Below are 9,603 nucleotides of genomic sequence, written 5' to 3' on the forward strand. Positions count from 1 at the left end.
GCGCCAAAAGGCGCGGCGTATTTGTGCCGGAGGGCATTCCATTTTGGAAGGGCAGCCATGCGAGTTCCACGTGTGACCTGTGGACGGAAATCAGATACAATATCAGCGAAAAGAGAAAATGGGTGAACATATGCTGGACAATGAGCAACAACTGAGATTCTGCAAGGCCCGCCGGGCCGCCATCGCTGGGGAGTACCAGAACCTGAACCCCCAGCAGCGCCAGGCGGTGCTGAGCACCGAGGGGCCCCTGCTGGTGCTGGCCGGCGCGGGCAGCGGCAAGACCACCGTGCTCATCAACCGGGTGGCCAATCTGATGAAGTACGGTCGGGGGTCCGACTCCGACCAGGTGCCCGAGTGGGTCACTGAGGATGATCTCTTCTTCCTGGAGGCCTACGCCGCCCATCCAGTGGCTGAGGGCCGAGAAGAGGCGGAGCGGCTGTGCCGCCTGGACCCCGCCGTGCCCTGGTCCATCATCGCCATTACCTTCACCAACAAGGCCGCCGGGGAGCTGAAGGCCCGGTTGGAGAAGATGCTGGGACCCGACGCCAACGACATCTGGGCTTCCACCTTCCACTCCGCCTGCGTGCGCATCCTCCGCCGGGATATCGACCGGCTGGGCTTTGACAAGTCCTTTACCATCTACGACTCCGCCGACACCGAGCGGGTGGTCAAGAACATCCTGAAGGACTTCAACATGGACGACAAGACCTTCCCGCCCCGGTCCATCCTTTCCGAAATCTCCAAGGCCAAGGACGAGATGCTCTCCGGCCCCGACTACCTGGCCCGGTGCGAGAAGCAAGGGGACTACCGCCTCACCCGCATGGCCAAGGTCTATGTGGAATATGAGCGCCGTCTCCGGGAGGCCAACGCCCTGGATTTCGACGACCTCATCCTGGATACCGTCCGCCTGCTCCAGGAATATGATGACGTTCGGGATTATTATCAGCGGAAATTCCGTTATGTACTCATTGATGAGTACCAGGACACCAACCAGCTCCAGTACCGGCTCTCCGCCCTGCTGGCGGGCCGGTGGGAGAATATCTGCGTGGTGGGCGACGACGACCAGTCCATCTACCGGTTCCGGGGGGCCACCATAGAGAACATCCTGTCCTTTGAGAACCAGTACAAGGGGGCCAGGGTCATCCGCCTGGAGGAGAACTACCGCTCCACCGGCAATATTCTGGAGGCCTCCAACGCTGTCATCCGCCACAATCAGGGCCGGAAGGGCAAGGAGCTGTGGACCCGCCATGAGAAAGGGGACAAGCTCCAGGTCTACACCGCCATGAACGAGAGCGACGAGGCCCAGTATGTGGCCGCCCAGATCCTGGCTGGGTACAGCCAGGGCCGCCCCTGGCGGGACAACGCCGTCCTCTACCGGATGAACGCCCAGTCCAACCAGATCGAGCAGGCCTTCAAGCGCAACGGCGTGCCCTACCGCATCATCGGGGGCATCCGCTTCTTCGACCGGGCGGAGGTCAAGGACATGCTGGCCTACCTCTGCGCCCTCAACAACCCCGCCGACGACCTGCGCCTGGCCCGTATCATCAACGTCCCCGCCCGGGGCATTGGCCAGAAGACGGTGGACACCGCCCAGGCCATCGCCGCCCGGGAGGGGAAGAGCCTGTGGGAGGTGGTGAAGCACGCCAAAGCCTACCCCGACCTCGGCAAGGCGGCGGCCAAGCTGGCCCAGTTCACCGACCTGATGGACGGACTGCGGAAGCTCTCCGGGGAGCTGTCCCTCCCCGACTTCTACGAGGAGGTCCTGGCCCGGACGGGCTACGCCGTGGCTCTGGAGGCCAAGAACACGGTGGAGGACCGCACCCGGCTGGAGAACGTGCGGGAGCTCCTCACCTCCATCAACAACTATCTGGAAAACGCCGAGGGGGAGCCCTCCCTCTCCGGTTTCCTGGATGAGATCGCCCTCTACACTGACCTGGACAACCACGACCCCAACGAGGACTGTGTGGTCATGATGACCATGCACTCGGCCAAGGGCCTGGAATTCCCGGTGGTCTTTGTGGTGGGCGTGGAAGAGGGCATCTTCCCCGGCGTCCGCGCCATCGGCGACGACGAGGAGATGGAGGAGGAGCGGCGGCTGTGCTACGTGGCCATGACCCGGGCCAAGGAACGGCTCTACATGACCTGCGCCGCCCAGCGGATGCTCTTCGGGCGCACCAGCGCCAACCGGCCCTCCCGGTTCACCGGGGAGATTCCGGAGGAGTTCGTGGAGAAGAGCGGCCGGAGCCCCCTGAGTCGGAGCGATGACGACGCCGCCGGCCGGTGGCAGAGCGCCCCCGCCCCCCGCACCTTCAACCGGGGCGGCTACGGCACCGCCTGGGCTACGGAGCCCCGGACCGGCCGGACTGCTTCCGTGCCTCAGCCCCGCCGGACGGCCGGTGCTGCCCGCCCTGCCCCCGGCGCCCGGCCCGCAGCAAGTCTCCCGTCCTTCCAGAAGGGGGATGCCGTGGTCCACAAGGCCTTCGGCAAGGGCATGGTCCTGTCGGTCCAGCCCATGGGGGGCGACGCCCTCATCGAGATTGCCTTCGACTCGGTGGGCACCAAGCGGCTCATGCTCCGCTCGGCGGCCCAGCACATGACCAAGGGATAAGAAAAAGGCCCCGGCTAAGTGCCGGGGCACAGACTGTGGAAAAACACGGCTCAGGCCGCAAGTGCGGAAACGGAGTGAATCGGACTTTGCCCTGACGACGCGCCGGAGCACGGGTCAAAGCAGTTCCAGAAAACTGGTGATATAGCCGTCGCAGCTGCGGCGCATCTGGTCCTGGAATTTGGCATAGAACTGGTCGTAGACCCCAATGGCCTTCATGCCCACGCTCTGGGCGGCGGTGCAGTTGTGGGGGGCGTCCTCGTATAAAATGCAGTCCTTGGGGGCCACACCTAACCGCTCCGCCGTCAGCCGGTAGACCTCCGGATCGCGCTTTTCTAGACCCAGTTCCTGGGCAAAGATGATGTCGGGGAAGAAGGATTCCAGACCGTGGCACTGGAGGGCGGTGAGGCAGAGCTCGGGCACACAGGCGGTGACCAGGGCCATGTGCTCCCCACGGTCCCGGCAGCGCTCTAGAAAGGCCATGACCCCGGGTTTCAGTGCTACGTTCCGGTAGGCGTCTAGGGCACCATCCATCCACTCAGCCACGATCTCCTCAGGGGTCATGTCCAGGTGGAAGTAGTCCCGGGTGAATACCGCCGCTAGAGGGACGGTAGAGGGACTTACGGCATAAAGGTATTCCTGCGTGATCTCCAGACCCCGGCGGGTGAGAAAATTTACATCGATATTGGTCCAAATATCGTTGGAGTCAATGAGGGTGCCGTCCAGGTCGAATAAAAGCATATCTGTCAATCCTCCATGCGTGAATTATGTCAGAGCCAGAACCGCCAGGGGAAGTCCACCGCCTCCTCGGCGTAGTCAATGCCAACCCGCTTGCCCACGTGGATCTCCCCCGCCGGGGCCTCGCCGTCGCAGAGAAAGAGTTCACCTCCGCGGGTGAGGTCCAGGCCGTTGTGGGCCCGAGTGACGGCCAGGGCCTTGCACACCTTACCCGGGCCGTTGAGAAAGTTTTTCCGCTGGTAGGCCGTAAGTTGGTCAAATTTCCGGCCGAAGCGGTTTCTGGCCATGCAGTCCATCCCCGCCACCGCCTCCACCCCTCGCAGCAGCACGGCGGCGGCGGTGCCTTCCGGCTCGGTGACAAAGTTGAGGCAGTGGTACATGCCGTAGATGAGATAGACGTAGGCCGTCCCCGGCTGGGCGTACAGGGTCTCGGTCCGGGCGGTCCGGCGGTCGCCGTAGGCGTGGCAGGCCTTGTCCACGGCGCCGATGTAGGCCTCCGTCTCCGTGATGCGGACCACCAGTTCCGCCCCGTCCACCCGGCGGACCAGATGTTTTCCCAGCAGGTCCCGGGCCACCTCCAGGGTGTCCCGGTCATAGAAGGCCCGCGGCAGTGTTTTCATAGGTCATCCCTCCAGCCCGGCAGTCTGTCCACTATTCTATCACACCTGAAGGAGCAGTACAACATGAGTGAGAAAACGGAAAACAGCGTCCTTTCCAAGCTGGCGAGTCCCCTCATCGTCCTGGCCACCATCATCTGGGGCAGTTCCTTTGTGGTTATGAAAAACAGCGTGAATGTGCTGCCCACCTTCTGGCTGCTGGCCATCCGGTTCAGCTTTGCCGCCATTGTGCTGGCGGTGGTGTTCTGGAAGCGGTGGAAGCTGCTGGACCGGGGGTACCTCATCGGCGGCACCGTTATGGGTCTATGCCTCTTTGTGGCCTACGCCTTCCAGACCTTCGGCCTGGAGCAGACCACCTCGGGCAAGAATGCCTTCTTCACCGCTGTCTACTGCGTCATCGTCCCCTTCCTCTACTGGGCCATCGCCCACCGCCGGCCTGACCGGTACAATGTGTTGGCCGCCTTTTTGTGCATTGCAGGCATCGCCCTGGTGTCGGTCACCGGTGAGAACGCCACCTCCTTCAATATGGGCGACATACTCACCCTCATCGGCGGCTTTTTCTTCGCCTGCCACATCGTGGCGGTGGCCAAGTACTCCGAGGGCCGGGACATCTTCCTCCTCACCACCCTCCAGTTTGCCTCTTTTGCCATCTTCTCCTGGATCGGCGCCCTCTTCGCCAGCCCTGCGCCCAATCCCGCCGTCTTTGACAGCAACCTCATCTTTGGACTGGCCTATCTGGTGATCTTTGCCTCCTGCGGCGCCCTTCTGTTCCAGAACATCGGCCAAAAATATACCGCCCCCGCCACTGCCGCTGTTCTCCTCTCCCTGGAAGCTCCCTTTGGCGTTTTTTTCTCCATCCTCTTTGCCGACGAGCGGCCTACCCCTCTCATGTTCGTGGGCTTTGCCCTCATTTTTATCGCTGTGGTGTGCTCGGAGACCAAGTTTTCCTTCCTGAGAAAAAAAGGTTGACATTTGCTCGCTACCTGCGTATAATGACACACAAGTAAATCATCCAAAACCAGTGATGGAGAGAAGTAGCCGGCTCGTTCCAAGCCAAAGAGAGTCCCGGGTGGTGTGATCGGGGCGCGAGGAAACCGGTGAATGGCCTCCAGAGGGCGGCTTGAACGGCGTGGAAGCGCCAAGTAGGTGCCGACGGGTCCCCACCCGTTATCCATCGGGCACGCATGATGGTGCGTGAAGCGAGTGGACGCGCAAGCGTCAATTTGGGTGGTATCGCAGAAGTGTTTGAAACGCTTTTGTCCCATGTGTGGGACAAAAGCGTTTTTTTACACCTGCTGGCTCCATCTGCCGCCCAATACTCAAAAAAGGAGAAATTACAATGAAAAACACCATGAAGAAGCTGACTGCTCTGGCCGCCGCCTCCGCCCTCACCCTGTCTCTCGCCGCCTGCGGAGGCGGGACCGCCACAACTCCTGTCCCCACTGGTACTGCCACTACGGAGAACACCTCCTCCGGCGGGGAGGGCTACAAGGTGGCCGTGGTGCGGCAGCTGGACCACGCCTCCATGAATGAGATCCGGGATGCCATCACCGCTGAGCTGGACGCGAAGGCCGCCGAGCTGGGGGTGGAGATCGACTACGAGGACTTCAACGGTAACAACGATCCCTCCACCCTGGCCCAGATCGGTGCCCAAATCATTGCCGACGGCTATGACGCCATCATCCCCATCGGCACCACTGCCGCCCAGCAGATGGCCTCCGTGGCGGAGGCGAGTGAGACCCCTGTCATCTATGGCACCGTCAGTTATCCCGAGGTGGCGGGTCTCACCGGCATCTCCTATGTCACCGGCACCAGTGATGCTCTGAACGTGGAGCTGCTGCTGGACATGATGCTGGCCCAGAATCCCAATGTGGAGACAGTGGGCCTCCTCTACTCCACCAGTGAGGTCAACAGCGCCCCCGCCATCGAGACCGCCAAGGCTTACCTGGACGAGAAGGGTATCGCCTACATCGACAAGACCGGCAATACCACCGATGAGATCGTGGCCGCTGTCAACTCCATGCTGGATCAGGTAGACGCCGTCTTTACCCCCACCGACAATGTGGTCCAGGCCGCTGAGCTGGCCATCGCTCCCACCCTGATCGAGGCCGGCATCCCCCATTATGCTGGAGCCGACTCCTTCGTCCGCAACGGTGCCTTTGCCACTTGCGGCGTGAATTACACCGACCTGGGTGCCCAGACCGCTGATCTGGCGGTGGAGGTCCTCCAGAGCGGTACCGTGCCCGCTGATTTCATCACCGTCTCCGGCGACATCATCACGGTGAACACCGAAACGGCAGCTGCGCTGGGCGTGGATTACACCATGTTCCAGGACATGGGCGCCAGCCTGGTGGAGGTCCAGACCTCTCAGGAGTAAGCAATAAAAGGCAGAGCCCCCGTCGGCCACCGGCGGGGGCTGACCCATGTGAAAGGAGCGCGTCCCCATGCTCACCATCATCCAGACGGCACTGGAGGCCGGATTTCTCTACGCCCCCATCGCCCTGGCCCTCTTTTTGAGCTTTTCTATTTTAAACATCGCCGATATGACCACAGATGGCGCCTTTGTCCTGGGAGCCTCCGTCTCCGCGGTGTGCTGTGTGGCCGGACACCCCATCCTGGCCCTTCCCGCCGCCATGCTGGCCACTGCGGCCGCCGGCTTTATCACAGCCTTTCTCCAGACCAAGCTGGGGGTTCCCTCCATCCTGGCGGGTATCGTCACCAACATCGGCCTTTATAGCATCAACCTGATGGTCATGGGCACCAGCAACCTATCCCTCTTCCAGAAAGCCTCTATTTACACCCTGGCCAAGGATGCAGGATTTGGGGGAAGCTGGTATAAGCTGGTGGTGACCGCCCTGCTGGTGCTGGTGGTGTGTGTGCTGCTGGTCCTCTTCCTGGGTACCCGACTGGGACTTTCCATCCGTGCCACTGGTGACAACGCCGACATGGTTCGGGCCTCCTCCATCAACCCCACCTTTACCATCACTGTGGGTCTGTGCGTGGCCAACGCCATGACCGGCCTTTCCGGCGCCATGGTGGCCCAGTACAACACCTTCTCCGACATCAACAGCGGTACCGGTATGGTGGTGCTGGCGCTGGCCGCCCTGGTCATCGGCGAGACCCTCATCGGCAAGGGCTCCATGGTCCGCCGAGTGGTGGGGGTCATCCTGGGCAGCATCATCTACCGCTTCATCTACGCCGCCGCCCTCCGGGCCAACGTTCCCTCCGACTACATGAAGCTGGTCTCCGCCATTATCGTGGGTGTGGCCATCGCGGCGCCCACCGTCCGGCGTTGGGCGGCCTTCCAGGCCAAGAAGCGCAAGGCCCTGGCGGCCCGAAAGGGGGAGCATTGAGATGCTGGAGATCAAGAACATTTCCAAAACCTTCAACCCTGGAACAGTCAATGAGAAGACGGCCCTCAGCGGCCTGAGCCTTACCCTGGCTGACGGGGATTTTGCCACTATTGTGGGCTCCAACGGCGCCGGTAAGTCCACCCTCTTCAACGCCATCGCCGGAGACTTCTATACAGATGAGGGCAGTATCTTCCTGGCCGGGGAGGATCTCACCTACCTGCCCGCCTACCGCCGCAGCCGCCGCATCGGCCGGCTCTTCCAAGACCCCATGCGTGGGACCGCCCCCCACATGACCATCGAGGAGAACCTGGCCCTGGCCTATCTCCGCACTGCCAAGCACCAGAAGGCCTTTTTCAGCCGGGTGGGGAAGAAGGACAAGGACTTTTTCCGGGATCAGCTGGCCAAGCTGGACATGGGCCTGGAGGACCGCATGAGCCAGCCCGTGGGGCTTCTCTCAGGCGGACAGCGCCAGGCTCTCACCCTGCTGATGGCCACTATGGTGCCCCCCAAGCTGCTTCTCCTGGATGAGCACACCGCGGCCCTGGACCCGGGCACGGCGGACAAGGTCCTCAAGCTCACCCGGGAGATTGTGGAAGGGGATGGCATCACCTGCCTGATGATCACCCACAACATGAAAAACGCCCTGGAGCTGGGCAACCGCACCCTGATGATGGATAACGGGAGGATTGTGTTGGACATCGGCGGGGAGGAGCGGAAGAGCCTCACCGTGGACGACCTTCTCTCCCGGTTCCGGGCGGGGGCGGGGAAGGCCCTGGATAACGACCGCATCCTGCTCTCTTAAGCCGAAAACGGCTCCGCACCAAAGGTGCGGAGCCGTTTTTGTATAAAGAAAATCACGCATTAGGCGAGTGGTTCAAAAGAAGCCAGCTGGCGATGATGAAGGAAGAAAGACTCCCTTTGCTATCATAAAAGTGCGGTCTGCCAACTGCACAAGAAAAATCAAAGGGAGGCCATCCGGATCGATGACGTAAATAGTTTATCGCATACACGGTGGAATTGCAAATACCATATTGTATAATACAGAAGGAAAGTATTTTATAGGGAAAAGCGGCGGGAGACAGGAGAAATTCTGCGCACGCTGTGTAATTGGAAGAAAATCCTAATTATCGAAGCAGAAGTATGTGGATCACGTACATATGTTGGTTGAGATACCATCTAAAGTAGCGATCTCTAGTTTTATGGGGTATCTGAAAGGGAAAAGCAGCCTGATGATCTATGAGAAATACCCAGAATTGCGATACAAGTACCGAAATCGAGAATTTTGGTGCCGAAGCTATTACGTTGATACGGCAGGAAAGAATGCAAAGAAAATAGAAGAGTATATCCGCCACCAGCTGGATGAGGATAAGGCTGGGGAACAGTTGACAATGGGAAATTTTTAAACCCGTTTACGGGTAGCAGGTAACAGAATTCTCACGGCTGGTAGATCGTACTTGCACGACGTGACGTGCAGACTAGAAAGAAAGGGTTTTCCCCGTCTATGAAAAACCCCCGGCTAGGCCGGGGGGGTATTGCGGCGACGGAAATATTTAAAATTGCCGGTACAGGTTGTCCGTTTTCTGGTTTAGCCGGCCTTCCTTCGGCCGGTGCGCAGGGAGATGCTCCCCTGGATAGAGCCGTCATTTTTGACGTTTCGGGCTGTGGTCTCCAGCTGCCGTTTGAGGAGGACCCCCACGGGCAGCAGCAGCAGGTCAAGAAACAGGGCGTAATAGAGGGCGAGACAGGCCAGATTGAGGGCCAGACCCACCTCATCCGTGAAAGCAAGGCTGTGCATCATGGCAAACAGGTTGTTGAGAAAGCCCATTCCGCCGGCCAGAAGGGCGGCCAGGGACACCAGCTTCCAGGCCGAAAGGCTCTCCCGGGCCTGGGCGGCGGGGAGGGCTTCCCGCCGGAAGGCGGCCCGGAGCCCACGGCCGAAGGGGCGCAGGGAACGGGTGCCCAGCAAGGCCAAGGCACAGACGGCCAGCACCCAGACCAGGGTGGGGAGGTCCACCAGATTGCACAGATTGGCGGGCACCAGTTGAAAACTTGAGCTGAAAGGGTTGGCCATGGCTGCCAGAGCGGCCAAAAGGACACAGCCCACGAGATAGAGCGCGTAACCCATAGATGCACAGCTTCCTTTCTGCTTTGCAGATTTCACACTACTTCTTTATATTATCTCTATTATTTATCGGCCGCAAATTGCAAGTGCAAGCTGGACACCTGCACGGTAGAACTTAGTTAATCAGAGCGTCGGTCAGGATGGAAGCCGCTGGCTTCCATCCTGGGC

Annotated in this window: 8 protein-coding genes, 1 pseudogene and 1 other annotated feature; of the genes and pseudogenes, 6 read left to right on the top strand and 3 right to left on the bottom strand. The window is 60.6% G+C overall.

Annotated elements, in window-relative coordinates; genetic code table 11:
- Positions 1-130 precede the first annotated feature (130 nt).
- Positions 131-2,608: an ATP-dependent helicase gene (locus ACTNBK_RS07650; RefSeq protein ID WP_441145038.1), complete on the top strand. Its 2,478-nt coding sequence runs from the start codon at positions 131-133 to the stop codon at positions 2,606-2,608.
- Between the two features lie 114 nt (positions 2,609-2,722).
- On the opposite strand, the gene ACTNBK_RS07655 is transcribed toward ACTNBK_RS07650, so the two are convergent.
- Both ACTNBK_RS07655 and ACTNBK_RS07660 read right to left on the bottom strand, forming a co-directional pair.
- Positions 2,723-3,346 carry an HAD family hydrolase gene (locus tag ACTNBK_RS07655; protein ID WP_441145040.1) on the bottom strand — a complete coding sequence of 208 codons (624 nt, stop codon included), beginning with the start codon at positions 3,344-3,346 and terminating at the stop codon, positions 2,723-2,725.
- A gap of 29 nt (positions 3,347-3,375) precedes the next feature.
- Entirely contained in the window at positions 3,376-3,963 is a 588-nt protein-coding gene (locus tag ACTNBK_RS07660; RefSeq protein WP_441145042.1) for a DNA-3-methyladenine glycosylase, read from the bottom strand.
- 63 nt (positions 3,964-4,026) lie between these two features.
- Here ACTNBK_RS07660 and ACTNBK_RS07665 point away from each other — a divergent pair, with 63 nt between their 5' ends.
- The 5 genes and pseudogenes from ACTNBK_RS07665 (at position 4,027) to tnpA (ending at position 8,739) form a co-directional block, all read left to right on the top strand.
- On the top strand, positions 4,027-4,929 hold the full coding sequence (locus ACTNBK_RS07665) for a DMT family transporter (protein ID WP_441145044.1): 903 nt from the start codon (positions 4,027-4,029) through the stop codon (positions 4,927-4,929).
- A 43-nt stretch (positions 4,930-4,972) separates the two neighbouring features.
- Positions 4,973-5,227, top strand: a binding site (T-box leader).
- Positions 5,228-5,299: 72 nt separating this feature from the next.
- Positions 5,300-6,337 (top strand): ABC transporter substrate-binding protein, encoded by a 1,038-nt coding sequence (locus tag ACTNBK_RS07670; RefSeq protein WP_441145046.1) that lies wholly within the window; start codon positions 5,300-5,302, stop codon positions 6,335-6,337.
- A 67-nt stretch (positions 6,338-6,404) separates the two neighbouring features.
- Entirely contained in the window at positions 6,405-7,313 is a 909-nt protein-coding gene (locus ACTNBK_RS07675) for an ABC transporter permease (protein ID WP_294511666.1), read from the top strand.
- 1 nt (position 7,314) lies between these two features.
- Positions 7,315-8,115: an ABC transporter ATP-binding protein gene (locus ACTNBK_RS07680; protein ID WP_441145048.1), complete on the top strand. Its 801-nt coding sequence runs from the start codon at positions 7,315-7,317 to the stop codon at positions 8,113-8,115.
- A gap of 177 nt (positions 8,116-8,292) precedes the next feature.
- Positions 8,293-8,739, top strand: a pseudogene (tnpA, locus tag ACTNBK_RS07685) (IS200/IS605 family transposase).
- Between the two features lie 159 nt (positions 8,740-8,898).
- On the opposite strand, the gene ACTNBK_RS07690 reads toward tnpA, so the two are convergent.
- Positions 8,899-9,438, bottom strand: a complete 540-nt coding sequence (locus tag ACTNBK_RS07690; RefSeq protein WP_441145050.1) for a hypothetical protein — start codon at positions 9,436-9,438, stop codon at positions 8,899-8,901.
- Positions 9,439-9,603: the final 165 nt, after the last annotated feature.

Origin of the sequence: Intestinimonas sp. HCP28S3_D6, from assembly GCF_052065695.1 — a bacterium.
GTDB lineage: Bacteria > Bacillota > Clostridia > Oscillospirales > Oscillospiraceae > Intestinimonas.

Excerpts from the sequence above, each read along its gene's own strand:
- ACTNBK_RS07690 (WP_441145050.1), bottom strand. The coding sequence starts at position 9,438 with ATGGGTTACGCGCTCTATCTCGTGGGCTGTGTCCTTTTGGCCGCTCTG.
- ACTNBK_RS07670 (WP_441145046.1), top strand. The coding sequence starts at position 5,300 with ATGAAAAACACCATGAAGAAGCTGACTGCTCTGGCCGCCGCCTCCGCC.
- ACTNBK_RS07655 (WP_441145040.1), bottom strand. The coding sequence starts at position 3,346 with ATGCTTTTATTCGACCTGGACGGCACCCTCATTGACTCCAACGATATT.
- ACTNBK_RS07680 (WP_441145048.1), top strand. The coding sequence starts at position 7,315 with ATGCTGGAGATCAAGAACATTTCCAAAACCTTCAACCCTGGAACAGTC.
- ACTNBK_RS07665 (WP_441145044.1), top strand. The coding sequence starts at position 4,027 with ATGAGTGAGAAAACGGAAAACAGCGTCCTTTCCAAGCTGGCGAGTCCC.
- ACTNBK_RS07660 (WP_441145042.1), bottom strand. The coding sequence starts at position 3,963 with ATGAAAACACTGCCGCGGGCCTTCTATGACCGGGACACCCTGGAGGTG.
- ACTNBK_RS07650 (WP_441145038.1), top strand. The coding sequence starts at position 131 with ATGCTGGACAATGAGCAACAACTGAGATTCTGCAAGGCCCGCCGGGCC.
- ACTNBK_RS07675 (WP_294511666.1), top strand. The coding sequence starts at position 6,405 with ATGCTCACCATCATCCAGACGGCACTGGAGGCCGGATTTCTCTACGCC.